General features: G+C 38.3%; 23 protein-coding genes and 2 riboswitches. Of the genes, 10 read left to right on the top strand and 13 right to left on the bottom strand.

What is annotated here, in order from left to right; translation table 11 throughout:
* Positions 1-3 precede the first annotated feature (3 nt).
* Together aroE and LKF16_RS06555 are read left to right on the top strand one after the other, a co-directional pair.
* On the top strand, positions 4-888 hold the full coding sequence (aroE, locus tag LKF16_RS06560; RefSeq protein WP_291469836.1) for a shikimate dehydrogenase: 885 nt from the start codon (positions 4-6) through the stop codon (positions 886-888).
* Between the two features lies 1 nt (position 889).
* Positions 890-2119: an MFS transporter gene (locus LKF16_RS06555; RefSeq protein WP_291469835.1), complete on the top strand. Its 1230-nt coding sequence runs from the start codon at positions 890-892 to the stop codon at positions 2117-2119.
* A 334-nt stretch (positions 2120-2453) separates the two neighbouring features.
* Here the strand turns inward: LKF16_RS06555 and LKF16_RS06550 are convergent, their stop codons facing one another.
* From LKF16_RS06550 to LKF16_RS06535, 4 genes are all read right to left on the bottom strand, one after another.
* Positions 2454-3110 carry an energy-coupling factor transporter transmembrane component T family protein gene (locus LKF16_RS06550; RefSeq protein ID WP_291469834.1) on the bottom strand — a complete coding sequence of 219 codons (657 nt, stop codon included), beginning with the start codon at positions 3108-3110 and terminating at the stop codon, positions 2454-2456.
* Positions 3094-4530, bottom strand: a complete 1437-nt coding sequence (locus tag LKF16_RS06545) for an ABC transporter ATP-binding protein (protein ID WP_291469832.1) — start codon at positions 4528-4530, stop codon at positions 3094-3096. Before LKF16_RS06545 ends, LKF16_RS06550 begins: the two co-directional genes overlap by 17 nt.
* 9 nt (positions 4531-4539) lie before the next feature.
* On the bottom strand, positions 4540-5130 hold the full coding sequence (locus LKF16_RS06540) for an ECF transporter S component (protein ID WP_434735178.1): 591 nt from the start codon (positions 5128-5130) through the stop codon (positions 4540-4542).
* A gap of 111 nt (positions 5131-5241) precedes the next feature.
* Positions 5242-5331: riboswitch (TPP riboswitch) on the bottom strand.
* Positions 5332-5429: 98 nt separating this feature from the next.
* Positions 5430-6593 carry an NADH-dependent flavin oxidoreductase gene (locus tag LKF16_RS06535; protein WP_291469827.1) on the bottom strand — a complete coding sequence of 388 codons (1164 nt, stop codon included), beginning with the start codon at positions 6591-6593 and terminating at the stop codon, positions 5430-5432.
* 128 nt (positions 6594-6721) lie between these two features.
* Between LKF16_RS06535 and LKF16_RS06530 the strand changes: the two genes are divergently transcribed.
* Positions 6722-7135, top strand: a complete 414-nt coding sequence (locus LKF16_RS06530; protein WP_291469825.1) for a winged helix-turn-helix transcriptional regulator — start codon at positions 6722-6724, stop codon at positions 7133-7135.
* 25 nt (positions 7136-7160) lie between these two features.
* A riboswitch (TPP riboswitch) is annotated at positions 7161-7261 on the top strand.
* Positions 7262-7303: 42 nt separating this feature from the next.
* Positions 7304-7978: a thiaminase II gene (gene tenA, locus LKF16_RS06525; protein WP_291469823.1), complete on the top strand. Its 675-nt coding sequence runs from the start codon at positions 7304-7306 to the stop codon at positions 7976-7978.
* A 111-nt stretch (positions 7979-8089) separates the two neighbouring features.
* Here tenA and LKF16_RS06520 read toward each other — a convergent pair whose 3' ends face one another.
* Positions 8090-9433: an aminotransferase class I/II-fold pyridoxal phosphate-dependent enzyme gene (locus LKF16_RS06520; protein ID WP_291469821.1), complete on the bottom strand. Its 1344-nt coding sequence runs from the start codon at positions 9431-9433 to the stop codon at positions 8090-8092.
* Between the two features lie 73 nt (positions 9434-9506).
* Between LKF16_RS06520 and LKF16_RS06515 the strand changes: the two genes are divergently transcribed.
* Positions 9507-10127, top strand: coding sequence for an NAD(P)H-binding protein (locus LKF16_RS06515; protein ID WP_291469820.1), 621 nt, complete (start codon positions 9507-9509; stop codon positions 10125-10127).
* Positions 10128-10281: 154 nt separating this feature from the next.
* On the opposite strand, the gene LKF16_RS06510 is transcribed toward LKF16_RS06515, so the two are convergent.
* Together LKF16_RS06510 and LKF16_RS06505 are read right to left on the bottom strand one after the other, a co-directional pair.
* On the bottom strand, positions 10282-11955 hold the full coding sequence (locus LKF16_RS06510; protein WP_291469818.1) for a glycoside hydrolase family 13 protein: 1674 nt from the start codon (positions 11953-11955) through the stop codon (positions 10282-10284).
* A 2-nt stretch (positions 11956-11957) separates the two neighbouring features.
* The gene (locus LKF16_RS06505; protein ID WP_434735161.1) at positions 11958-13367 is read right to left on the bottom strand and encodes an SLC45 family MFS transporter; all 1410 of its coding nucleotides are present in this window, start codon (positions 13365-13367) and stop codon (positions 11958-11960) included.
* 211 nt (positions 13368-13578) lie between these two features.
* On the opposite strand from LKF16_RS06505, the gene LKF16_RS06500 reads away from it, so the two are divergent.
* Positions 13579-14577: a LacI family DNA-binding transcriptional regulator gene (locus LKF16_RS06500; RefSeq protein ID WP_291469816.1), complete on the top strand. Its 999-nt coding sequence runs from the start codon at positions 13579-13581 to the stop codon at positions 14575-14577.
* A 349-nt stretch (positions 14578-14926) separates the two neighbouring features.
* Here the strand turns inward: LKF16_RS06500 and LKF16_RS06495 are convergent, their stop codons facing one another.
* The gene (locus LKF16_RS06495; RefSeq protein ID WP_291469796.1) at positions 14927-16321 is read right to left on the bottom strand and encodes an FAD-binding oxidoreductase; all 1395 of its coding nucleotides are present in this window, start codon (positions 16319-16321) and stop codon (positions 14927-14929) included.
* A 232-nt stretch (positions 16322-16553) separates the two neighbouring features.
* The gene (locus LKF16_RS06490; RefSeq protein WP_291469795.1) at positions 16554-17876 is read right to left on the bottom strand and encodes an MFS transporter; all 1323 of its coding nucleotides are present in this window, start codon (positions 17874-17876) and stop codon (positions 16554-16556) included.
* A 116-nt stretch (positions 17877-17992) separates the two neighbouring features.
* Between LKF16_RS06490 and LKF16_RS06485 the strand changes: the two genes are divergently transcribed.
* From LKF16_RS06485 to LKF16_RS06475, 3 genes are all read left to right on the top strand, one after another.
* Positions 17993-18895 (top strand): LysR family transcriptional regulator, encoded by a 903-nt coding sequence (locus tag LKF16_RS06485; protein WP_291469792.1) that lies wholly within the window; start codon positions 17993-17995, stop codon positions 18893-18895.
* Between the two features lie 455 nt (positions 18896-19350).
* Entirely contained in the window at positions 19351-19854 is a 504-nt protein-coding gene (locus LKF16_RS06480) for a hypothetical protein (RefSeq protein WP_291469790.1), read from the top strand.
* 8 nt (positions 19855-19862) lie between these two features.
* Positions 19863-21185, top strand: a complete 1323-nt coding sequence (locus LKF16_RS06475; protein WP_291469788.1) for a glycosyltransferase family 2 protein — start codon at positions 19863-19865, stop codon at positions 21183-21185.
* Between the two features lie 76 nt (positions 21186-21261).
* Here the strand turns inward: LKF16_RS06475 and LKF16_RS06470 are convergent, their stop codons facing one another.
* Both LKF16_RS06470 and LKF16_RS06465 read right to left on the bottom strand, forming a co-directional pair.
* Positions 21262-22425, bottom strand: coding sequence for a low temperature requirement protein A (locus LKF16_RS06470; RefSeq protein ID WP_291469786.1), 1164 nt, complete (start codon positions 22423-22425; stop codon positions 21262-21264).
* Between the two features lie 173 nt (positions 22426-22598).
* Complete coding sequence (locus tag LKF16_RS06465) at positions 22599-23336, bottom strand: SDR family oxidoreductase (RefSeq protein ID WP_291469785.1); 738 nt, start codon at positions 23334-23336, stop codon at positions 22599-22601.
* Positions 23337-23449: 113 nt separating this feature from the next.
* Here LKF16_RS06465 and LKF16_RS06460 point away from each other — a divergent pair, with 113 nt between their 5' ends.
* Positions 23450-24328, top strand: coding sequence for a LysR family transcriptional regulator (locus LKF16_RS06460; RefSeq protein ID WP_291469783.1), 879 nt, complete (start codon positions 23450-23452; stop codon positions 24326-24328).
* A 38-nt stretch (positions 24329-24366) separates the two neighbouring features.
* Here the strand turns inward: LKF16_RS06460 and LKF16_RS06455 are convergent, their stop codons facing one another.
* Positions 24367-24645 carry a DUF1905 domain-containing protein gene (locus LKF16_RS06455; RefSeq protein WP_291469781.1) on the bottom strand — a complete coding sequence of 93 codons (279 nt, stop codon included), beginning with the start codon at positions 24643-24645 and terminating at the stop codon, positions 24367-24369.
* On the bottom strand, positions 24645-25283 hold the full coding sequence (locus tag LKF16_RS06450) for an NAD(P)-binding oxidoreductase (RefSeq protein WP_291469779.1): 639 nt from the start codon (positions 25281-25283) through the stop codon (positions 24645-24647). The genes LKF16_RS06455 and LKF16_RS06450 overlap by 1 nt, the downstream gene beginning before the upstream one ends.
* Positions 25284-25358 lie beyond the last annotated feature (75 nt).

The following is a 25358-nucleotide window of genomic DNA, read 5'->3' as shown; positions in this document are numbered from 1 at the left end:
AACATGGAGTCTAGAATTGATGGACATACGATTATGTTAGGTCTGCTCGGTTCTCCGGTCGGACATTCTGGTTCTCCGGCTATGTACAATTACAGTTTTGAACAAGCAGGAATCAATTACGCTTATCTTGCTTTTGACATTCAAGAAAATCAAATGGAACAAGCTTTAACAGAGATGAAAGTTTTGAACATGCGTGGAGCTAACGTGACAATGCCTTGTAAAAAAGCTGCTGCGCAGTTGGTTGATGACTTGTCGCCAGCCGCTAGATTGATTGGCGCTGTTAATACGATTGTTAACGACGATGGTAAGTTAACTGGCTATAACACCGATGGTGCAGGCTATGTTGAAAACCTGCGTCAGCACGGAGTTGCACCTGAAGATGCAGTTGTAACTTTGTTAGGAGCCGGTGGAGCAAGTACTGCAATTGCCGTTCAATTAGCATTAGATGGCGCTAAGGAGATTCATATTTTTAACCCAAAAGACGCTTTTTATAAAAATGCGGAATTAACTGCGGAGAAGATTTCCAAAGAAGTTTCAAGTTGTAAAGTTACCGTCGGCGATATTAATAGCCAAAAGGAATTGAACGAATCCATCCAACGGAGCAATATTTTAGCAAATGCTACCAAGGCTGGTATGGCACCAAACTTCAGCCAAACTAACATCACGGATGCTTCAGTTTATCGTCCAGATCTAGTAGTAACGGATACAGTCTATAATCCTGAAGTTACACAAATGCTAGCTGATGCCAAAGAACATGGCAGTACCACGATTGGTGGCAAAGGGATGCTGTTGTGGCAAGGAGCCGCAGCGTTCAAGCTATACACTGGAAAAACAATGCCAGTAAAACAAGTTCAACAACTATTCTTCTCAAATAGTGGAGGAAACTAAGATGGTTAACAGTCAGAAGAAGTATTACCCAACTGCTTTTGCACTATATTTTGCTTATTTTATTTTAGGAATTGCATTATCGATCATGGGTCAATTCAAACCTGAATTTGCCCAAGCTTGGGGAGCAACTCGCTTACCAAGTGGTGCCATTGATGAATCGATGGTCGTTTCAGTCATTGCCGCTTATGGTTTAGGGCGTTTAATTGCTTATCCGTTTGCTGGACCAGTTTCAGATAAGATAGGAAGAAGAGTGAGTGGATTTATCGGAATCGCTCTATACGCAATATTCTTCTTTGGAATCATCAACGTTCATTCAATGTGGATCGCATACGGAATGGGTGTGTTGAATGGTGTAGCAAATTCATTTCTTGATACTTGTATTTCACCAAGTGTCATGGAAATTTTTCCAAAGTCAGCATCAATCGCTAACTTGTTCACCAAATTTGCCATCACTATCGCACAATTCTTGTTGCCATTTGCAATTGGTTTAGTCGCAAGTGCCCACATGTCTTATAAAGTTATTTTCATTTTCTGTGGAGTAGTCATGGTGATCGATGCAATTTTAATTCTCATCTTGCCATTCCCACAACAAAATGTTGTGAATGTTCAAGATGATACTAAAAAAGCCAAACAGTCTAAGATACATTTTTCAGGAGCTGCAATTGCTTCGATCCTGATTGGCTTTACTAGTTCCACAACATTTATGATCTGGTTGAACTGTAATCAGGAATTAGGGAAGAGTTACGGAATCAGTGACCCGAGTGTTCTGCAATCATTTTATGCAGTCGGAGCAACGATTGCCGTCTTGTTAACTGCTCAATTAATTCATAAGGGAATCAAGGAGACAACAATCTTGATCCTGTATCCAAGTATCTCAGTCGTCATGCTTTTATTATGTTATCTAATTGAAAGTCCGTTTATTTTATATGTCGGAAGTTTTGTAATTGGCTACGCAGCTGCCGGAGGAGTTCTTCAATTAGCAACTTCAACAACAATCAGCTTTTTCCCAAGTAATAAAGGATTAGCTACTTCATTAGTTATGATTGCATCTGCAATTGCCAATTACGCAGTGCTATCAACAGCTGCATATTTGACAAAAGTAACCGGAACAGACGCACCAAGAATGATCATTATTTTAAACGTGATCATCACAATAATCGGAATAGGACTGGCAATAATAGTAAAACGCCACAAAAGCGAACCAGCAGTAGTCGCAAGCCCTGAAAATTAATTCGAAAGTACATTATCTCCAATAAGATCACAATAGGTTTGGAACTAGGTAATTCCAGTTTATTGAGGAACTGCAAGCATACCTTCTTTCAACCTACGAAGAGATTTTGACTTAATTCTATTTAGACGGAAGACGAAAATCGATGCCCGGCTCAGTAGGAAAATAAATAATGGAACGTACGTCGCCTTTGGTGCGTGCGCAACCGTTTAAAATGTTGGCTACGCCAACGAACCAATCAAGGATGCCAGACGAAAGGCAATCGATTTTCGTCTGGAGTCGGCAGTAAACTTCAATCAAAAAAGCCAGTAATCAGACAATCCTGATTACTGACTTTTTAGGTTAAGTGACTAAATGCCAAAAATTGTAAACTAATTATTAATACAACAGCTAAAACCCAATTCCAAGCTGGAATCGGATAAACATCGTAATGACTGCGATCGGAATACTCGCTAAAACCATGCGATTGCATCGCTTGTGACAAATTATCCGACCAACGCAACGATATCAAAATTGATTTGAAGAATAATTCTGGTGACCAAACATGCAGTACCTCGCCTCGCATCATCGCAGCAGTCTTCATTTGCTTAACTGTTTGAACAACTCGAGGAGCAAAGTTGAATGCACCCAGAGTTCCGTAAACGAACTTGGAAGGAATGTGACAATTTTGTTCTAGGGAGCCAAGTAAATCGTCAACGTCAACAGTAAAGGAAAGGATACCGCCTAAGAAAATGTAGGCGTAAATTCTGGTCGATAGCAACCAAGCACTGTGCATCGAATCTCCAGATCCATGCATGTAAAACGAGAACCAAGTACCAAATACTGGAATGATCGGTACGATCAATAACCAGAGTAACTTTTTAAAGCTCATTCTTTTTGCCAATAAGTAGATAAAACCAACTGCAGCAATAATGATGTTGGCATAAATACTTTGCATAAAGGCAATTTCAAAACTAAAAATCAAAACTAAAGCCAGCTTAAGAGATGGATTCATAATTAAGCACCTCCGTATACTGTAGATTTAGGTCTGATAGTTGTAGATGATAATCAAAATATTCTTGTAGACCACCTAATTGATGGCTGATCATAATAATAGTTTGATTTTGTTTCTGAGATAATTCCTTGATCATTTCCATGACCACATGGGTGGAATCAATATCTAAGCCAGCCAAAGGTTCATCGAACAACAGCACAGGGTCGCCCAGAATCAACATTTCAAAAATCTGAAGTTTCTTCTTTTGACCGCCGGACAATTGATAAACGATTTGGTCCTTTAATTGGTCCAGATGGAGCTTTTGCAAGTATTGGTCGACTGTCTCAGCGGTCCAATAATCCTGATAATTAGTATGTTTTAAGCTCAGCTCGATTTCTTCTTGAACCGTCAATTTCAAATACTGCATTTTAGCATCTTGAAAAATCAGGCCAACTTCTCGAGCGTATTTTCGTTGTTTATACTTTTGAATGTCTTTGTTCTGATAAGTTATCGTACCTTTATAATCGTGCAATCTAGTCAAGGCAGAGAAGAAGGTTGATTTACCAGAGCCATTTTCACCAGTTAATAAAATCATTTTTCCCTTGGGAATCCCTAGAGTAGAATCTTTGATCAGATCCTTTGGTCCATTGATCAACTCTAAATCATCGATTCGAATCAAAGAGTTTCCCACTCGTTGATCGGGAAGAGAAAAAGTCAGTTGTTGATTTTCGCGGTGATATTTAGCGAAGACTTGACTAGGGTCGTCAACTAAAACCACTGATTGGTTTTGAAAATGATATAAGTGATCGATCAAATTTTGGTAGCCGATCAAATCGTGATCAGTAATCAAAATAGTCTTATGATCGTGTACCTGAAGGTCTTTTAACAATTCCAATAATTGAGCCCGTGATTTTGTATCAACTGAAGCAAAAGGTTCGTCCAGAATGATCACGTCACTGTTCATGGCAATTGTGATCGCTAAAGAAACCTTCTGAAGTTCTCCACCAGACAAGGTATCCAAATGGCGGTCGATCAGGTTAAAAATTCCGATACGTTTTAACGAAGTCTCGACGATACGATCGATTTTTTCACGATCAATACCAAGGTTTTCCAATGTGAAAATGAATTCGCGACGTACAGTCTTCATCGAAAATTGGTCGACTGGATCTTGGAAAAGGATGGAAATAGCACTAGCAACGTCTTGGGTATTCCACTCAGCAGTACTCTTGCCATCAAAGTACATTTCGCCACTCAAAACGTGTCCAGCATATTCTGGATAAAGGCCGGCCATGATCCGCATCAATGTGGATTTACCACATCCAGAAGGGCCATATAAAACGTTAAAAGACTCGGCATCAAGCGAAAAATCGAGATCCTTAATGATGTCTTTACCATCTTTAGTGTATCGAAAAGTTAAATTCTTTATTGCAATTTTGTCCATAAGCAGCTCCTAGTCACGATTCAAGATACCAGATTTTTCAACAAGTTTGTTGATCCAGTAGACTAAGACGCCGGCAAAGAAACCAATTGAAATAAAACGAACGACGAATAATAGCAGTAAAAATCCGATATTGTATTTAGCATAACCTTCGTTGATCAAACTCCAACCGAAAGTGATGATCGTACCTGTGATTGTTGATAACAATAAGCCTAATTTATCAAAGCGTTTGTAACCAGTTAGGGCAAAGCCAAGTCCGTTACCAGCACCTTGAATCAATCCAGAGATCAAAGTAGCAGCACCCCATTGACCACCTAAGATCATTTCTACGAAACTACCTAATAACTCACCTAAAGTACTGGCGCCAAGTTTGTGTGTCAACATGGCAGCAAGTGGTCCGGCAATCATCCAAAGGCCTAGCAATAAGTCGTTGGCAACTGGTCCCATACCGATAGCGGCAAGTCCAGCAGCTAAAAAGTTGTAGGAAAGACTAGTACCAAAGAAAATCGCACCACAAAATACACCTGTTAAGGCAATAAATGCGACGTCACGCAATTTGTAACTCATAAATGAGCTTGAAGCGTTAGTGCTTTGTTTGTTCATCATAATAAATCTGTCCCCTCAAAAAAGTTTTGTTCAGCTTCTTGAAAGAATATAACCACGAGGTAAAAAAAGACCAACTATTCATGTAAGTGTACAGAAATAGTTGGCCTTTAAATTTATCCAATATCTTCCTACACTAATATTAATTAGATCAGGTTCAATGGGTTTGATCTCAGCTTTTCAGCACCCCAGATATATTGCTTTTAAGAATCAATGATAACAAACCAAGCTTATCATTGAGCTCATGGTGTGTAAAGCAAGGATAATTAATATTATTGTAGAGAAATTTTTTTAAAAAATTATTTAAAAACTGTCGAGAAAGCTTCATCGTCGTTATTGTTCTTTTCACCTTCAAAACCTAGATCTTGTCCCATCAAACCAAGGAAACTCATTAAGGCTGGATTAAGCCCGATTTCATCAAGAGATTCACGATTGATCGTGTATCTAATGGTGTCTTCAGCACCAGATTGCACCTTTTCAATCCACTTAGGTTCACGTAAGTATTCACGTCCTATAGCAACGAAATCAATGCCGGCATCCATCACTTTTTCAGCATCTGCTGGGGTATTCACTGAACCCACTGAGATCAAAGGTAAACGTCCGTTGACTTTTTCTTTAATACGGAGAATTGTTGGAGTTGTGTCAGAAGAATCATTTAGTGAAGCTCTCCAAGCATTACCCATTGAAATATGTAAGTAGTCGATTGGTTGATCTGCTAACTTATCAATAAATTGAAGTGTGTCATCGATTCGAATTCCAGGGTTTTCGATTTCTTCAGGAGATATACGGTAACCAACAATAAAATCTTTATTGGCGTATTTATCAACGGCAGCTTTCACCGACTTAATAACTTCTAAACCAAAAGTCATACGTTTGTTGACATCTCCTCCCCATTTGTCAGTACGTTTGTTGGAATGTGGTGAGAAGAATTGTTGAATCAAGTATGTATTTGCACCGTGTATTTCTACACCATCAAATCCTGCTTGAATAGCACGCCGAGTTGCTTCACCGAAATCTTTTACGATATTTTCAATCTCATCGCTTGATAATTCGCGAGGAACTTCGTAACCTTCACGAGGAGCAGCTACCGCACTGGCACTGACTGGTTGAGTTCCACGTAGGATTGCCGTGTTAGACATTCTACCTGCATCAAAGATTTGTAAGATTGCCTTAGTACCATTTTTCTTCATGGTATCGGCTAGTTTTGTAAGGCTAGGGATGAAGTGGTCATGCGCTGCAGAAAGTTCACCCTCGAATCCTTTACCATTATCAGTAACAAATGCTACCGGACTGATGAACATGCCAACGCCACCAGAACGCATCCCCATGTAGTACAATTCATCGCGAGAGACAGTTCCATCTTCTAAGCTTGATTGTTCTGTCATTGGTGGAATAACGACACGATTCTTGATTTTAGCTCCATTTTTGAAAGTATAAGGTTGTAAAAATTTATATTCGGTCATATTTGTAAACCCCTTTTGTTTGTGATATCTTTTACAAAATTAGTATAATGTTAAGGGTTACATTTTTATAGAAGGCACTTTTTTGTAGACTAGTTACTTTAAAGTAGATTTTGTGAGGACATGGGAATATGGATAATAAAAATAATTACCACATGGGCATAAACTTAGTTTTGAAAATTATTGATGGGAAATGGAAACCATCAATAATTTGTGCATTAGGTCTCAAGGAAAGGCGATACAACGAATTATTGCGATACGAGTGCGAAGTAAATAATACCGAAATTTCTAAAAAGGTTATGTCCGAACAACTCAAACAATTAGAAGATGATCAAATTGTGGAACGGACTAGTTTCGGAACAGTTCCACCTAAAGTGGTTTATTCATTAACAGAATATGGTCAAGAATTACGTGGCATGATGATCGAAATGTCAAAATTTGGCGAAGATATCGCCAAAGAACTTCAATCTGACGATGACCCAATTACTTTTGATTATTCATACAGAGAAATCAATCCTGATGCGTATGCTGCTAAACAAGCTTAGTCATGCTAAAATTAAATCATTCGAATACGATCACTAGGGGTGCAGTATACTGCTGAGATGACTTTTGCCAATCCCTTTGAACCTGATTTGGTCAATACCAACGTAGGAAAGTGATGATTATCCTCACTGGTCGTATGTGAAAAAATAGGTCAGTAGGAGTGTGTATTAATGAAATTTTCTGAACAATTAATGAAAAAAGGTCAACCAATCTTAGATGCAATTATGGTTCATCCATTCGTAAAAGGAATCGGTGAGGGTAATGTGCCTAATGATGCGTTGACCTTTTATGTTGGTCAAGATTATAACTATTTAAATGCTTTTATGAAAGTCTATGCAGCCGCAATTCAAAAGTGTAATGACCGTAAGCAGATTGCTTTGTTTACTCAACAAATTGAGTTCACCTTGAATAGCGAGATCGAAGCTCATATTGATTTTTGCAAGATTGCTGGCGTGGAATACGAAACGTTGCAGCATGAAAAACAGGCACCAATGACCTACCTATATAATGAGCATATGTACAATGCCGTTCGGACTGGCGATTTGATCGATGTGGTCGCTTCGATTCTGCCGTGTCCTTGGACCTATGCCAAAATTGGGGATGCATTCAAGGACTTAAAGACGACTGAAAGCAACCCATTTAAATCCTGGATAGACTTTTATTCGACAGAAGATACTGGCGACAGAGATTTAAGCGACCAACTATTTTCAATCATCGACTCAGAAGCTGAGAACTATTCAGATCAACGACTTCAAGAAGTTGAAGAAAGATTTTTGAAGAGCTGTGAACTTGAATGGCATTTCTGGGACCAAGCTTATTATCAAAGGGATTGGAAGTTTATTTAACAATATTAAAAGAGGATATCTGAAAAACAGATATCCTCTTTTTGGGTCCTATGAAATTATTTAATTGGGTCCTTATTCCTCAATTGTTTTTGTTAATCTATTGCTTGTCGACTAGAGATTCCATAATTTAGAAAGCTTTCTAATTCCAATTTTAATTTCATCAATCCGTACTTGTCGGATACTAAATACGATTATTTTATACGGCAAGGGTCCTTTTTGCCATGAACGATCAACATCGCCCACGATAATATGATGTTCTTTGGCAATCTGGCAGAGCATTTTGACCGATTTGTCAGTGTCTAATTTTGACACAATGAAGGTACCGCGATTGCTACCGATGAAATTGATTTTTTCCCCAAAAGCCATCTTCAAACTAGTCATCAAGACTTTTCTTCTTTGGTTATAAACGTTTTCCAACTTTCGTAAATATGCAGTCAGACTGCCGTCAGCCATCATATTTGCAATGATGCGTTGTTGCCATTGAGAAACACGGCTGGGAAACGATTGATAGAGTCTTTGAAACTTACTTTGAAATTTCGTTGGAATCACCAAAAATCCAATGCAGAGTGAACTGCCCAAAGTATCGTCGTAATTACTATAGTAAAAACTATTTTCTGGTGCGTAGGTCATTAAACTATCTGAGGGATGGTCTTCAAAGTTAAAAGTTCCATCGGTATCTAATTCGATTATATATTTATGATCGGCAATCAACTTTTTTGCCAATGATTGTCGTTCAGTTGTTGTAAGAAAATTGCCATTTGGAAAAGTATGATTCGCGGTTAACAGCGAAATCGGTGGTTTTGACCAAGTCTGGTAATCATCATGAAGTTTGAAAAAGTTAACATTAACGTTCATCGTTTTCCAAATTTCTTGGGCGTTTGGCGCTAAAGGATCAACAACAGAGACGGCTTCAAAATCGACTAGAGTATGAATGATCCCGGCTGCTTCATTAAAGCCACTGACGATAACGATTTGATCAGGCGTAACCTCGATTTGTTTAGTCCGTTTTAAAAATGTCGACAATTGGATTCGATAGTCTAAGTCGCCATTGGCGGGCTGGACGTGTTGCAATCCCTGTAATTTCATCTTTTGTTCAGCACGAGACCAGTCTTTTTGTGGAAAAAATTCTAACTTATCAAAAGTTTCCATGAAGTCGATCAAGTTTTTATAAATATAACGATTCTGAATCGCAGTTTCGGATTGATGAACAATGCTTGGCAGGTGGGCAACGACACGATAGCCAGCTTTGGGCTTACTTTCAATAAAACCTTCAATGATCAATTGTTCGTAGGCTCTACGGACAGTGTTTCGACTGATGTCCAAGTCTTGGGCCAATGTCCGAGTACTAGTCAAAGTTTGATGAGCAGATAAAGAACCAGCAACTATTTCTTGCTGGATCTGTTCAGATATTTGTTGAAAAATTGGAGTAGAGGAATCTCTATCAATAGCTAACATCATAAGCTCCTTAACATAACTTGAAATAACCATACCACGAAAAAAATATTTGAAACATCTGGAGGAAATTATTATGAATATTCTTATTTTAGGAACAGGTAAATTAGGTTACGAAGTATACAAGAAGGTATCAGTTTTTTCAGGCACGAATATCACTTTATTTGACCGTACGCCATCAGAGCAAGATACATCATTAGCTAAACAAATTATTGGAGATGCAACTAATGTTGATGATTTGAAAGCTGCTTTAAAGGGGATTGATGTTGTTTATTCAACGCTTGGACCATTCGATGTTGACCAATTTGCGAAACCATTAGTTAAAGCAATGGAAGAAACTGGTGTTAAGCGTCTCTTCTGGACAACACAATTTCAACTTAACTATCCTGAGATCACTCCGGAGAACTTTGCTTTAGCTAAAACATTTGGATTCAGTGAAGAAATTGAAACTAATTATGTGACTGGCCAAAAAGCCGGTGCGGATACTATTAAGAACAGTAATTTAGACTACACACTATTGTTATGCCATTTCTTTAAATATAATGATGATGTTGAAAAATCAATCGTTGAACCAGTTCGTGAAAAAGTCAGTGGCGAACCAATTAGTTTATACTCACTGTCATTATCAATTGCTGAAATGCTTTACAATCAAGACAATTATCCTGAAAAAGAATATATGATCTCAGCTGAGAAATGATTTTTTCTAGCAATTAGCTTTAATTCATGTATAATGAACTCTTGTAAAAATACAATCTCGTGTATTGGATTATCTAATCATGGTCGATTAATAGTCCGCTTACAAAAAGAGGCGCATCTATTCATTTAGATGTGTCTCTTTTTTGCATGTTTTATTAGTCGTTTAAAAGATAAACGTTTGTTTCATAAGGTCTAAGAGTGTCATTTTGACTATCTTCGTAGTTACCAATCAAGCGTTTTGCATTTGCTTGACCATAATCTCTTTGAACTGTCTGGTCAGTAAAGTTACTGATGACTAGCAAAGTTTGTCCTTGATAGTGACGGCGATAGGCAAAGACTTCGTTATCGTCTGGGTCGATCTCCTCATAAGTTCCGAGCGTGATCAAATCACTATTGTGACGTAAGTCGATCAATTGACGATAGTAGTTGAAGACTGAATTAGGATCGTCAACTTGGCTCTTAGCATTGATCTCATTGTAATTAGGGTTGAGTGCGAACCAAGGTTTACCAGTGGTAAATCCAGCGTTATCGCTATCGTCCCATTGCATTGGCGTTCTAGCATTGTCACGAGACATGTTTTCCATGTATTTCAACATTGTGGGGCCATCAACAGCTTGGTCTTTTTCAACCAATTGGTGATAAGCATTGATACTTTCGATGTCTTCGTATTGATCGAGTTTTTGATAATGGACGTTAGTTTCGCCTAACTCTTCACCTTCGTAAACGTAAGGAGTTCCTTGCATCATATGCAAAGTCGTGCCGAGCATTTTGGCAGCTTTAACGCGATACTTAGGATCATCAGTTGCAAATCTTGATACGGCACGTGGTTGGTCATGGTTGTTCCAGTAAAGACTATTCCAGCCTTTGCCATCAAGTTCGACTTGCCAACGTGATAAAGCTTTTTTCAAGTCGACTAGTTGGATTGGTTGGTCGTTCCATTTACCGAGCTTTTTATCAGGGTTAGCAGCTAGTCCAACGTGTTCAAATTGGAAGACCATGTTCAATTCGTTTGACTTCAAGCCGGTATATTCGATGGCATCTTCTGGAGTTGAACCAGGCATTTCGCCAACGGTCATAATGTCGTATTTTGAAAGAACTTCCAGGTTCATTTCGTGCAAAAATTCGTTCAAACGTGGTCCGTCAGATACTAGTGGTTCAACATTTCCGTATGGTGCACCTGGTGCTTGCGGAGCATCAGGTAAGCCGGCAGGTTTAGAAATCAGATTGATAACATCCATTCTAAATCCGTTGACACCTTTGTCGAGCCAGAACTTCATCAGACTGTAGACTTCTTGTCTGACCTTAGGATTTTCCCAATTTAGATCAGGTTGTCCTGGTGCAAAAAGATGTAAGTAGTATTGTCCACGTTTTGGTTCATAAGTCCAAGCTGGTCCTGAGAAGTATGACCCCCAATTGTTAGGAGCGTGACCATCGACAGGATCTCTCCAAATGTAGTAATCGGAATATGGATTGTCTTTTGATTGGCGACTTTGTTCAAACCATTCGTGTTTGTCAGAAGTGTGATTGACAACTAAGTCCATCAAGATTTTTAAACCTTGTTTGTGGGCTGATTCAAGCATGGTATCGAAATCGTCCATTGTGCCATAAGCTGGTTGGATCGAACGATAATCACTAATATCGTAGCCATTGTCCTTGTCAGGAGATTTATAGATTGGATTTAACCAAATGACGTCTGCACCTAATTTTTTAATATAAGGTAGGCGTTGAGTTAATCCTGGTAAATCGCCAATTCCGTCGCCATTGCTATCTTGATAGCTACGTGGATAAACTTGATAAACAACCGAACCTTGCCACCATTTCTTAGTCATAATTACATTTCCTCCTCAGTAGTTTTAGTAATAGTTGGGTGAATAACGCTGACAGCTAGCGAACCGATCAATAGGGCAACACCGGCAACAGCAATCATTCCTGGCATTGATTTTCCGACCATTGGGAAAATCACGAAACTCAATAATGAAGCGATGATTTGTGGCAAACAAATACCACAGTTGAATAATCCTAGATAAGCACCTTCATTTTCACCATTCAATGATTCTGTAAAAAGTGAAAGTGGTTGTGTCTGCATTGTTAGGTACCAAATACCGATCAAGCAAAATGGAATGATCAATAGTAGTTGTGAGTGAATGAAGAAAATTGAAACAAATCCTAATCCACCTAAAATCAAACTTAATCTCAACCAGAATTTACGTTGTGTAGGTTTTGTGTGCGATAGAACTGCAAAGCCCCAAACAACGGCGGCAATTGATTGAACGCAGGTCATGATTCCAAACCAGTTACCAGCAGCTTGATATCCGGCTGATGAAGCGTTGACTGTGTGCCAAACATTTTTTGCAATAGCACCAGTTCCGTATGTACATAAATATTGGAAAGCAAACCAGTTGAAAATTTGAACGACGAAGATTTCCCAGAAAGACTTTGGAGCAGTCTTAACTAATTTCCAAAGACTGACTGATTTTTTATGAGCGTTGCGGTCGATGTGGTGGTAGTCAGCATAAGTATCTGGGTCATATTCGTGAACTGACATAACAGTGTATAAAGCGGTGATCAAAAGAATAGCTGCACCAATGTAAAAAGCTAAACGGAGTGACAATGGTACGGTTCCTTTAGGAGCAACGTTTGAAATCCCGAACCAAGTTAGTAAGAAAGGTAGGATAGTAGCTAAAACGCCACCTAGATTTGAAAATGATTGTTGCCAAGACCAAGCAAGATCTTTTTGATCCTCATTGACCATATCGCCAATGATCATCTTGAATGGTTGCATACAAACATTAGAAGATAAGTCCATAAATAATACTGAAATAGCACCAAACCAAAGTGCGGCAACAGAGGCAAAGCCTAAGCCCAGGTTTCCGCCGTTTGGCAATAAGACCATAACTAAAGCAGCGATTGGAGCACCGATCAAAAGGTATGGCATTCGGCGTCCAAAACGATTCCAAGTGCGGTCGGAATATTTACCGATCAAAGGTTGAACGATCATTCCGGCTAGTGGTGGCAAGATGAAGAAAAATCCTAATTTAGTAGGATCAGCACCGATAGTCTGGAAGATACGTCCCATTTGTGATGACTGAAGCGAGAAAGCCATGTTGACTCCGAAGAATCCAAAAGTCATGGCAAAAATTGTTCGCATAGATAAATTTGGTAGTGAATTTTTTGAAACTGAATTTTTGGCTGTGGTTGTTTCAGCAGGTATGTCAGTTTCTAGAGTTTTATTATCAACCATTTGTAGTCCCCCTCAAGTGAAAAAATATTGTCGTACATTTGTTGCAACCGGTTTCATGAATGATACTAACATTTTACACAAACGTTTACAATACCTTTAAATCAAAAACACAAACGTTTGTGTAAATTTGCGTAAATTTCCCTAAATCTATGTTTTATTTGTGAAAAACAAGTAGAATAGTAATTAACAAATCATCAAGGGGGAATTTCTAGTGGTCGCAACTATTAAAGACATCGCGCAAAAAACTGGAGTTTCGGCAGCAACCGTCTCGCGAGTTTTAACGAATAAAGAAGGCTTTTTTGGCGACAAAACAGCTAAGAAAGTTCGTGACGCAGCTAAAGAATTAGGCTACCGAAAGAATACCTCGGCGATGGAACTAGTAACGAAAAAGAGCAATGACCTTGCTGTGATCGTTAACGCTACTAAGACTAATTTTTCAAATGCAATTATTGATGGTATTCAAGAAATGGCTTTTCCACAAAATTTGAATGTCATCATCTTGTACGCAGGGGATGAAGATTCAGAACGACAGCGTAGAGCCATCAACACAGTGGTAGAACGCTCAGTCATGGGAGTATTGCTATTGTCCGTAGATTTAGCTCCTAAAAATTTAGAGTTGTTACAATCGGCGAATATTCCATTTTGCTTTTTATCAATCTCATTGGATGGTCGCAATTTGCCATTTATTAGTTCAGATGATTATCAGATCGGTTATCAAGCAACTAAATATTTGTTGGATCGCGGACATACAAAAATCGGCTTGGCTGGATTGGAATTTGAACGCACGATCACTGGTGTATTGAGGTTGAAGGGATATCATCAAGCACTGTTAGATGCGGGTGTCGAACCAAAATCTGAGTGGACATCTTTAGGCGATTACAGTTACGAAGCCGGTCAAAAATCGATGACTGATTATGGTGCTAAGACTGAGTTGACGGCGGTGGTCTGTGGTTCCGACTGGGTGGCAATCGGTGTGATGAATCAAGCTCGCAGTTTTGGATTGGCGGTACCGGATGATTTATCGATTGTCGCAATTGACGGCACCAATCTCTGTGAGATTGTCCAACCGCAATTGACTAGTGTTACGCAGAGCTTTTACGATATGGGAGTTGCCGGAGTTAACTGGTTGCTAGATTCTAAGAAACGAGTGGATCAAAAGATCACCCCAATTACAATTAATGAGCGCGAGAGCGTCAGAATGATTCGCTAAACATAGATGGTTATGGACTTCCGGTGGAGAACAAAAATCGATTGCCATCTGGCTGGAACGCTGAGGAGACACTTTGAGCTTTTTTCAAAGGCCGAAAAAATCTCAAAGCTGCCTCTTATTGTAAGCCGGCGTCATCGCCGACCAACAATAATTTCTCGGCTGAGCCAGGCATCGATTTTTGTTCTCCACCTAGATTGGTTTAGTTCAATATCTTTAAGTAACTTAGAAAGAGGAATGTGAGTTATTCTAGTCAATACTCTCAGTCTGCGACATAAGTTTTATTAATATAAAACGAACTAAAAAGAGGCTACTGAAAAAATCAGTAGTCTCTTTATTTATAGGTATCATATTAATCAATTTTACGTTTTGGATTTAAAACATTCATTGGGTCAAATAGATCCTTGATTTGGTGTTGCAACTGGTCGACGTCTTCCCCTAATTCGGCGTTGTTCCATTGATTTTTTAACATGCCGACGGCGTGTTCTCCGGAAATTGTTCCACCTAATTCTAGTGTCTTCTTGAACATCTTTTGCAAAGCGATAATGACAGTGTCCGGTGTCTCCTTCACAGACTCTGGCCAGACGATTGAAGGATGAACGTTACCATCTCCGGCGTGACCGGCGGTATAAATTTTTACACCTAGTTCTTTGCTTAGGTCTTGGATGTAATCCATCAGTGGGGCCAACTGCGATAAAGGAACGGCCATGTCTTCCATGATATGTTGGTTACCAGTAAAGATTGCGGGCAACATATCTTGTCTGAGTTTTTCTAAGGCGGCCTGTTCAGTTGCGTCTTGGGTAACTTGAATGTGGTCAGCATTGTGATCGTTGAGCAGTTTGTTGATCACATCCATTGCTTCCTGAGTACCATTATCTAGTTTAAAAATTAGCATCGCACCATTGTCGGATGCGTAATGTGTTCCTTCATATTTGTCGAGTGCGATAACAGTGTTACTGTCCAAAGCCTCAAGCATCGTTGGATAAACTCCTGAAATCCGGATAGCAGCAACGGCTTTAGAAAGTTCAGTCATATTATCGAAAAAGGCGAGACCCATTACCGGCGTTCCTAGTGGAATAGGAAGTAATTTTACAGTAACTTCAGTAACGATTCCTAAAGTTCCTTCAGAACCAACAATCAATTGCGTTAAATCGTATCCAAAGGCTTGTTTTAAAGTCCGTCCGCCTAATTTGATTTCGCGACCGTCAGCTAAAACCACTTTGACTCCGAGAACGTTGTCCTTAGTTGCACCATATTTGACTGTACTCATCCCGCCAGCATTAGTGTTAACGTTGCCACCAATGCCAGAAATAGGCTTTGAACCAGGATCTGGAGCATAAAACATACCTTGTTTTCTAACTTCTTTATCTAAGTCGCCGTTGATAACTCCGGGTTCGACCACGGCTAAAGAGTCAGCTCGACTGATTTCTTTAATCTGATTCATTTTGGCAGTTGATAAAATAAAACTATTTTCGATACCATCAGAACCAATAACAGTACTAGTAGCTTGATCTTGAGGAACGACCGGAATGTGGAATTTGCGAGCAGTCTTCAAAGTGCCCTGAATATCTTTGACAGAGTGGGCTTCAATAACAGCCATAGCCAAGCCACTATCGTCATCAGTTAAATTTTTACTGAAAGAGAATTGGTTGAGTGTATCAGAGTCAGTCAAAATGCGGCCATCAGTGACATTTGCTTGTAAATCACTCAGTACTTCATTGTTTGAAAAAGGGCGAAAAACAGTCATCGAAATAACCTCTTTTTATATGTATTTTAATACGTCGTGATCATTTTAGGGGTCATTTGATAATTAATCAATAAGTAAAAAAATGTCAAATACTAATGCCGAAATCGGAAGTATAGTTCCAAAAAAATGGTTTTTAAGAAAAATGGAAGTATAGTTCCAAAAACCATAAATTTTAGCAGAAATGGAAGTATAATTCCAAAAATTTAACAGACAGAAATAAAAATATTAAACATTATTTGAATCTCAATAAGCGAATCGTTAATAATAGTGATATCAAAGACATTGTCGTGATTCCGATTGATTGAATGTGGAAAACTTGTAAATAAGAACTAAAGAATAAGGATGCTTTTGATAAAATTGCTAGGCCAAAAGCTCCACCGATTTGAAGCATGACATTGATCAATCCTGATGCCATGCCGGATAAGTCTGGTTCAACTTTTTCAACAGCGAGGTTTGTAATTGGGCTGAGGACTAGTCCTTGGCCAAAACCGATGACGACCATGGGGAGAATAACTTGTAACCAAAAATTTGCATGATCATTGAACAAAATTAAACCGCTGAAACCGACAGTGGTGATGATCAGGCCCACAAAAACTAACCAGCGACTTCCTATTATTTGAGTTAATCGGTTCACCAAGCCAGCCGAGAAAAAATTGAACATGGTCATTGGTAAAAAGGCTAATCCAACTATTATGGGCGTAAACTGATAGTGGGACTGCAATAGTTGTGGAGTAAAGAACCAGAATCCAGTGATAGCACCTGAATAGATGAATCTGATCAAATAAGCCAATAATCTCGTTGAAGAGTGAAAAAGTTTAAATGATAAAACTGGATTGATTAGCTTTTTTTCATATAGATAAAGGAAAATCATTGCGGCTATTCCCAGAATAAATGAAATCAAATGTGGGCCAATACCGCTGATACCGTTGATGATCAATAAAAATCCGGCAAACGATGCGATTGAACCTACTAGGTCAAGATGTTGGGCAATTCGATTAGATTTTGGCAACTGTTTGAGCGATAGGATTACTAAAAAAATAACGATGGGGATGTTCACTAAGAAACCATATCTCCATGAAGAAATTGTTGTGATACCTGCACCAATGATCAGACCGACGCTGACACCAATTCCAGACATCATTCCATAAATAGAAATTGCTCTAATTCTTTTGGTACCGGTGTAGGAGTCCATAATTATTGCCAGTGTTCCAGGAGCAATAATGGCGGCACCGACGCCTTGAAGTGCCCGAGAAATCAAGATCATACTAGTATTTTGAGAAATACCAACGATAAAAGAAAACGCACCAAATATGATCAGTCCAATAATGAATACCTTTTTCCGACCATAAACGTCACCTAGTTTTCCACCGAGTAAAAGCAAACTGCCGAAGGTTAACGAATAGGCATTGCTGATCCAAGGTGCAACTGTGGCATTCATTTTTAAGGTGGCAATTATTTCCGTTGAACAAGTAAATACTAGTGACGTATCCATTAAAATTAATAAGTAGCTCAAAAGAACGATGACCATTGTTAGATCCGATTTACGTGATTTCAAAAAAAGACCCTCTTTAATAAGATTTACTAAGAATGGTAATCTAAAGAGGATCAAAGCGGAATTTAGTTTTTTTAAAGACAGTATTAAGTAACGTTAATAGCAAAGAAGGTGCGGAGATGAATATTTCAGATTTAAATATTTTTGAAGTGGTAGTGGCTTGCGGAAGCTTTTCCAAAGCGGCAATTCAGTTGTTCATGACGCCACCAGCAGTGATGAATCGAATCAATGAATTGGAAAAAATGTTAGGCGTAACTTTGTTTATTAGAAATCAACGAGGGGTCACGCTAACTAAGTCAGGAGAAGTACTTCACCAAGAAGCACCCAAGTTGATATCAACTAGTGAACAAGTCATCTCCAAAGTCCGAGAAAGTCAATATTCAGATCAATATATAATTAGGATAGGAAGTTCAGCACTAAATCCGGCTTCAAATTTGATTGATATCTGGAATAAGTTAAGTGAAAAATTACCACAGGCAAGATTACAATTCATCCCATTAGAACAAATTTCAGAAGGATTTCCAGAGATATATCATCATCTAGGAAGAGAAATCGACATCCTTTTTGGACCATTTGGAATGGATCAAAGTCGCCAAGACGTTCAATTTGAACAAGTAGGAAATTATAATTTCACGGTAGTCGTCCATAACAACGATCCACTAGCAGACAATAAAACCATCAAATTGTCAGATCTAGATGGCAAAACATTAGAGATGGTACCAAAAGGAATCTCAAGAGCAATCGATAATATTTATGAAAACATCTCAAAATCAACCGCAAAAATAACCACCAAGCCAACCGACGCCCACTACACAATCGACACCTTTAACAAATTTTCGTTGAGCAACAATTATTTGCTGTCATTCGACTGCTGGAATAACATTCTTCCAGGTACAGTTTCAATACCACTGAACACAACAGAAAAGATGCCATACGGCTTCATAACACCAACAAAACCAAATCAGCAAACCAAGCAATTCGTAGAAAGCTTAAAGGAAATCGTTGAGGATATGAAGAAATAGAAGAATTTGAATTTTTTTATAAAAGAAGAGAAGAGGGGAGCGTACGCGACTATCTATAAACGAAATCTAAAGTGAACAGACAAGCTAATAAGTCAGTGCAAACATAGCCGACATACCATCTTTCAAACAAGCAGGGAGATTTTGATCTAACACTATCCGTCCGGAACCGGCAGTGAACCACCACAACACAAAAAGACCACAACAAAAGTTGTGGTCTTTTTCTATTAAAAATAATTAGCATACAAACTAACAAAATAGTTGTCGAATAATATATATTTCATCAAATATATATTTATATATAACTAAAAGCTTATGATATTTATTCTTGAAAAATACTTTGTTCACGTTGTAACATGAATATATAACATGACAGTTTTGAAGCGATTATTCACATTATCATGCGTAAAATTTTGATTATTTTTAGAACTCAACAATAAGCATCATGGGGGAGAAAATTGCGAGAAAAAACCAGTGCAGCAGGATTTTATGAGGATAAGTATTTTAAACCAGGACATAAGTCTTTAAAAATTAAAGAAGGCTTAATCACCATAGTAGGATGGGCCTTCGTTATGGGTTTGATGACAATTGTTTTGATTTCGTCAATGGCACACATCGATACGCATATTCCACAACTGATACCGCATACTAGCGGATTTTATGAAATTGATCATATGGCAGCAATTTTATTGGTATTATCGATTATTTCATTTCTGATTTCGATTTTTTTAACGATTATGAACAACTATCGGAATAGTTCTTTTTACAATTCCGTCAGCGTCCTCGATAAAAATCGAGAAAGACGTCGCGAACAACTATTTGAAAATTTTGTATCTAGCAAGTTTGGCAATAAAGAATTCAGACACAATGTGCGGATGTATAGTATCCGACCTGACCAGTGTTTGCCGACTAACAGTTATCAGAAATTATATGATGAACACCATTTAAATGATGTGGATTAGAGGGAATCATGGCTAATTTATTGAATATGGATCTATGGATTCAATTAATTAAATCAGTATTTGATTTAACAATGTTTACACTCAGTATTTATCCGATTCTTGGTTCGTTTTTCTGGCTGGCAGGTTCACTCTGCTATCGCTTTTTGAAAAAAGGCCGGCGAGATGACAACTGGACCGAAATACCCGAACAGGATCAACCTTTTATCACAATAATGATTCCGGTTCACAATGAGGAACTGGTCGTTGAACGGACTATCCGGTATTTGTGCGAGGAAATGAATTATTCACGTTATGAAATTCTGGCAGTAAACGATGGTTCAACCGACCACTCTGAACAAATTTTGGAACGTCTCCAAAATACATATGACAAGCTAAGAGTCATTAATGTTGAAAAAAACAGTGGCAAGGCTCATGCCTTTAATGTCGGTATCAACTTTGCCAGGGGTGATTATGTTTTAAGTAATGACGCTGATACCATCCCCGAAACAAATGCTTTGATGAAGTACATGAATTTTTTCAAGGATAAAAATCCTAATATTTGTGCAGTCACTGCCAACTCTGATGTTAGAAACCGCAGTTCGTTGTTAGGTAAGTCTCAGACGCTCGAATTCTCCAGTATCATTGGAATCATCAAACGTAGTCAATCAGCCATTTATGATTCGTTATATGCATACAGTGGCGCCAATACCATGTACAAGAAGAGTTTCTTGATTGCCGTTGGGGGATTTCGACAAGACCGTATCACTGAAGATATCAGTATTGCTTGGGATCACAACGCCATTGGCGGTATTCCGACCTTTGCACCAAACATCATCTCTCACTTGATCGTCCCCAATAATTTTAAAGATCTGTACAATCAGAGAAAGCGTTGGGCTCAAGGTGGGACTGAAGTTTGGTTAGCTAACTTTAAAAAAATTATCTTGCATCCATTCAAACGTTACACGCTATTGCCATTATTAGCGGATGCTACTTTTTCGATTATCTGGTCATTTTTCTTCGTTATTACAACAATTTCATTTTGGTTGACCTTTGTGATTGCGCTGATCACGGGCAATCAAGTATTAGCAAATACATATCTTTTTCAAGCACTAGTTTTAATCTCGTTTGAACTGATTGCTGGAATGATTCAACTTCTAGCAGCCGTAATCATTGACGACCGGATTCAGAAAATGCGGTACATCGGTTTTGCGCCTTTGTACATATTGTTCTATTGGATCGTTGGGCCCATCACGGTTGTACATACATTTCCAGCCGCGGTTAAATCAGTCTTTGGTGGAGGTTCAGGAGTGTGGGTCAGCCCAACTAGAAAGCCATCAGATTTGAAAGGATAATTTCTTGAATGTAAAAGCAAATAAATAAAGACGTAAATTCAAATTTTGAATTTACGCCTTTTTGAGTGGCCTGATACTAGGCAGCCGATTCGCCACGAATGAATTGAGCATGTTCATGTAAAATCACTAAGACAATCAGGTAAATATCGCTTAATAATAAAATGATATTGGCTGGAAATAAGACTGTCAAATAAAGAATCAACATGATTCCAGTACCAACGACAAAACTAGTAGTTTCTCGATGTGTAGTTTTGGAAAATTCCTTTAGTGCAAAAATCAAACCTATAACTAATATCAAACTGGTAATGAATCCTAATCTGATCCAAATATTTTTCGTTTCTGCTAAATTGACCATGAAAAAGGTCTCAAGTGACAGCATCAACAAGAATCCGATATGGAATCCACGAAATAGTACTAGCTTAAGATAACTTTTTCCCTTAACGTGAACTGAGTCCATCAAGGCATAGTACATCCAGAATATTCCGATGATGTTTAATGCTAATAAAATAAAATGACTTATCGATTCAAATGAATAATTTCCATCAAGCTGTTCAACGATAGTAGCGATAGCTTCTCCCAGAACGATCATCGTAAATGTGCCATATCGTTCTTGAACAGCGCTGCTGATTTCAAAGGGGATGTGACGTTGTTTAAATTCTTTATTGAAGTTATTACGTTCAGTAATCAATGAAGCTGATTTTGAAATGATGATTACTGTTAGGATAGCTGACTGAATAACGACATTGGAAATTAGTAAGATAACCACTAATAAAGCAATTTGTACACCAGATTCAATCAAATAAGATTTTGTCGTCAACATATGTGCAGGGTCATAATAGACGATTCGAATCCAGAGATACATCGTCAGTATTTGGATCAATAAATAAACGACAACAAAGACTTGATAGTGACCGTCAAAAAATGGCACGATGGTCGACGATAAAACCGCAACTCCTAGAACCATCAACATGGTAAAAAAAGTTGTTCGAATTGAGGTATTGCCATGCAGATCAAAGTAGTTAGTATAAGTGTTCCAAATATCAAAGACTAAAAGAAAGACTAAAATGAATCTGAAAAAATTTACGAGACTAATATTTTCACTGAATCCGCTGATCAAATAGTGAATGGCAATAATAAATACCAAGTCAGAGAATAATTCTAACCAGGATATTTTTCGATCACGAATTATATTAGTAATTTTTCGCGGTGTTCCCCACCAGGAATGTTTTGACTTATCCATATTAAATCCCCCAAAACCATAATTGATTAATTTTATAATAGCATTTTACGAAAGTAGTACTGAGATGATTTTGCTAAAAATTTTCAGGATGGATAATATATATCATAACTATCGATTTTATCCGTATTTAATGAGTTTTCAAACAAAAAACGGCTTCCGAAGAAGTCGCGTTTTTATAATGTTTGTCTAGTTGGGCGAATGATCACTTCACTTACTGACATGTTATTTTTAGTACCAATTGCGAATTCAACTGCTTCCGCAATTTGCTCTGGCTGCAAACCGCCAACATTTTCGAAGAAATCTTTTGCAAATTTCTTTTGATCGTCATCATTGATGGAGTTAAATAACTCTGTTCCGGTACTACCTGGTGAAACGATAGTCGTTTTGATATTGTTCTCAGCTTGTTCCATACGAAGACCATCCATAATTGCTCTAACGGCAAATTTAGTTCCACTATAAACAGCAGCGTCAGGTCCAACAACGTGTCCAGCAACAGAGTCGGTGGAAATGATTTGGCCACTCTTAGCTTTTGACATGTAAGGCAAGGCTGCAGCAATTCCGTTTAAGACACCCATAATGTTGATCTGCAGCATATTTTGCCATTCATCGCGTCGACCTTCAATCAATGGAGCAGTTGGCATAATGCCAGCATTGTTATAAAGGACGTCGATTCGGCCAAATTTCTCAACAGTTTTATCGATAACATTTTTGACATCCTCAAATTTGGTTACATCTGCTTTAAATGTTTCAATTTCAGAATTGGGGAATTCAGCTTTGATTTCGTTTAGTCGATCCAACCGACGAGCAGCAACGCTCAACTTTGCACCATCTTTAGCTAGCAATCGGCTAGTTGCTGCACCAATCCCTGATGAAGCTCCCATGATCACAACTACTTTATTTGATAAATCCATTTTGTATATCCTCCTGTGGTTCAATTAATTTATGGATATACTATAAAATCGTTTATACTATATGTAAAACAGTTATATTGCAACATTAGACATGACTAAAAGAGATGGATGAAATGGAACTACGTGTACTTCAATATTTTATTGAGATCGTAAATAGTAAAAGTATCAGTGCTGCCGCAGAAAAACTGCATATTTCCCAATCGACTTTATCGCGTCAGATCAAGGATATGGAAAATGAATTGGGCGTCGTGCTATTCATCCGCGGACATCGAGAAATATCATTGACCCAAGATGGTTATTTTTTGTTTGAACGTGCCCAAGAGATCAATAATTTGAGTAAATCGACTGAGTTATCTTTGCAAAATGGGAAAATATTATCAGGCGAACTATTTGTTGGTGCTGGTGAAGGGAAAGCCAATTCATATTTGACCAGGGTATTTAAAACGTTGATTGCTGAAGGTGAAAATGTGATGATACATTTCGACACGCAAGATGCAGATCAAATTTTTAAAAATATTGATTCAGGAGTTTTGGACTTTGGTGTTGTGTATACCAGTGACCCGTTAAATAACTATCAAAAATTAACTTTGCCATTTGAAAACGAGTGGGGAATTGTCGTTCCTCGTGACAGTGAATTAGGTCAAAAGGAATCAATTGTTGCCACCGATTTAAAAGGTTCTAGATTTATCATACCTAGACAATTGGATGTCCACTCGCAGTTGATTTCTTATCTGGAGGAATATGTTACTAACTATCAAATATCGGGTACATATGATATGAATTACAATATGCGGGCAATGGTCGAGTCAGGAGTGGGAATTGCAATCACCTTTGATAAGCCGGAATATAATTCCGGTCCATTAGCTTTTAAACCAATAACATATTTGGACAAGATCAATACGTATTTGATCTGGCAAAAGACTAGAACAATGACCAGACCGGCTGACGAATTTTTGAAAAAGATGATTGGCTTGGATAAATCTGGACAATAATAAAAAGACTCAAAATCCATTCGAATGGATTTTGAGTCTTATTTTCGTTCAATTACAGTAACTTTAACTGTATCACCGATATCTTTATTTAATTGTTTTCGGATCGATTTGAGAATTCCCAGAATATAGCAAATACTGCCATCGGCATTCTTTACACCCATGTTGACGATTGAACCGTCATAGGGGATTCCGTCAAATGTGGCATGAACTTTTACGCGACCCTTTCCAAATTCCTCACGGATGTCATATGGAAATGCTATGAAAGCTCCGCCTTTACCTATTTCTGATGATTGAATTTCTGCCGTGAATGAATACATTAGTAAACATTACCCAATGCAGTATTGATCGGCATGTTACCAGATTTCATCAGCAAAACTTTTTTGATCGTATTGGCGTGATTGAGAATACCAGCCAAAGTTTCGGCAACGTCAGCAATTGGGTTGGTTGATTCTTTGCTTGCACCAAAGGAAATCTTACCTGTGCCAGGTTCTTCTGTGAGTAAGGAAGCTTGTAAAATCGTGTAGTCCAAATCCGTATCATTGATCAGATAATTATCGGCAAAAAACTTTGCAATATTGTAGTCTGTTAAATCAGCTAGACCAGGTTGATTCCATTTGTCAGGCTGCAAGGCGAACAAAGAACTCAACATGATGAAACGCTTGATCTGATTTTTTTTAGTAGCTTGCATAACTTTGACTGCACCAAAAGCGTCTGTTTGCAATAAATCATTGCCACGTGAACCAGCAACAAAATATACAGCACTGACACGACCAATAACCTTGGCAATTTCTTCAGCACTAGCGTGCAAATCTAGCTTTACAGCAGTGACGTTGTCATCTTTAATGATGTTCTCAGGATGGCGAGCACCTGCGATGATCTCGTGCCCATCAGCTACGAGATCCTTGATCAAATCAGTAGCAACACGGCCACTACCACCAGCGATAAAAATTTTCATTTGGGAAACCTCTTTTTATTAATCTTGTTAGTAATAGAGTACCACTCAAATAATACATTTGAGATATTGAAACAT

Source organism: Companilactobacillus sp. (genome assembly GCF_022484265.1).
Taxonomy (GTDB): Bacteria; Bacillota; Bacilli; order Lactobacillales; family Lactobacillaceae; genus Companilactobacillus.
The sequence above is the reverse complement of the archived record's forward strand: the minus strand, read 5'-3'. Positions and strand labels throughout refer to the sequence as shown.

Coding starts and splice junctions, on each gene's coding strand:
- aroE (WP_291469836.1), top strand. CDS start 4: ATGGAGTCTAGAATTGATGGACATACGATTATGTTAGGTCTGCTCGGT.
- LKF16_RS06555 (WP_291469835.1), top strand. CDS start 890: ATGGTTAACAGTCAGAAGAAGTATTACCCAACTGCTTTTGCACTATAT.
- LKF16_RS06550 (WP_291469834.1), bottom strand. CDS start 3,110: ATGAATCCATCTCTTAAGCTGGCTTTAGTTTTGATTTTTAGTTTTGAA.
- LKF16_RS06545 (WP_291469832.1), bottom strand. CDS start 4,530: ATGGACAAAATTGCAATAAAGAATTTAACTTTTCGATACACTAAAGAT.
- LKF16_RS06540 (WP_434735178.1), bottom strand. CDS start 5,130: ATGAACAAACAAAGCACTAACGCTTCAAGCTCATTTATGAGTTACAAA.
- LKF16_RS06535 (WP_291469827.1), bottom strand. CDS start 6,593: ATGACCGAATATAAATTTTTACAACCTTATACTTTCAAAAATGGAGCT.
- LKF16_RS06530 (WP_291469825.1), top strand. CDS start 6,722: ATGGATAATAAAAATAATTACCACATGGGCATAAACTTAGTTTTGAAA.
- tenA (WP_291469823.1), top strand. CDS start 7,304: ATGAAATTTTCTGAACAATTAATGAAAAAAGGTCAACCAATCTTAGAT.
- LKF16_RS06520 (WP_291469821.1), bottom strand. CDS start 9,433: ATGTTAGCTATTGATAGAGATTCCTCTACTCCAATTTTTCAACAAATA.
- LKF16_RS06515 (WP_291469820.1), top strand. CDS start 9,507: ATGAATATTCTTATTTTAGGAACAGGTAAATTAGGTTACGAAGTATAC.
- LKF16_RS06510 (WP_291469818.1), bottom strand. CDS start 11,955: ATGACTAAGAAATGGTGGCAAGGTTCGGTTGTTTATCAAGTTTATCCA.
- LKF16_RS06505 (WP_434735161.1), bottom strand. CDS start 13,367: ATGGTTGATAATAAAACTCTAGAAACTGACATACCTGCTGAAACAACC.
- LKF16_RS06495 (WP_291469796.1), bottom strand. CDS start 16,321: ATGACTGTTTTTCGCCCTTTTTCAAACAATGAAGTACTGAGTGATTTA.
- LKF16_RS06485 (WP_291469792.1), top strand. CDS start 17,993: ATGAATATTTCAGATTTAAATATTTTTGAAGTGGTAGTGGCTTGCGGA.
- LKF16_RS06475 (WP_291469788.1), top strand. CDS start 19,863: ATGGCTAATTTATTGAATATGGATCTATGGATTCAATTAATTAAATCA.
- LKF16_RS06470 (WP_291469786.1), bottom strand. CDS start 22,425: ATGGATAAGTCAAAACATTCCTGGTGGGGAACACCGCGAAAAATTACT.
- LKF16_RS06465 (WP_291469785.1), bottom strand. CDS start 23,336: ATGGATTTATCAAATAAAGTAGTTGTGATCATGGGAGCTTCATCAGGG.
- LKF16_RS06460 (WP_291469783.1), top strand. CDS start 23,450: ATGGAACTACGTGTACTTCAATATTTTATTGAGATCGTAAATAGTAAA.
- LKF16_RS06455 (WP_291469781.1), bottom strand. CDS start 24,645: ATGTATTCATTCACGGCAGAAATTCAATCATCAGAAATAGGTAAAGGC.
- LKF16_RS06450 (WP_291469779.1), bottom strand. CDS start 25,283: ATGAAAATTTTTATCGCTGGTGGTAGTGGCCGTGTTGCTACTGATTTG.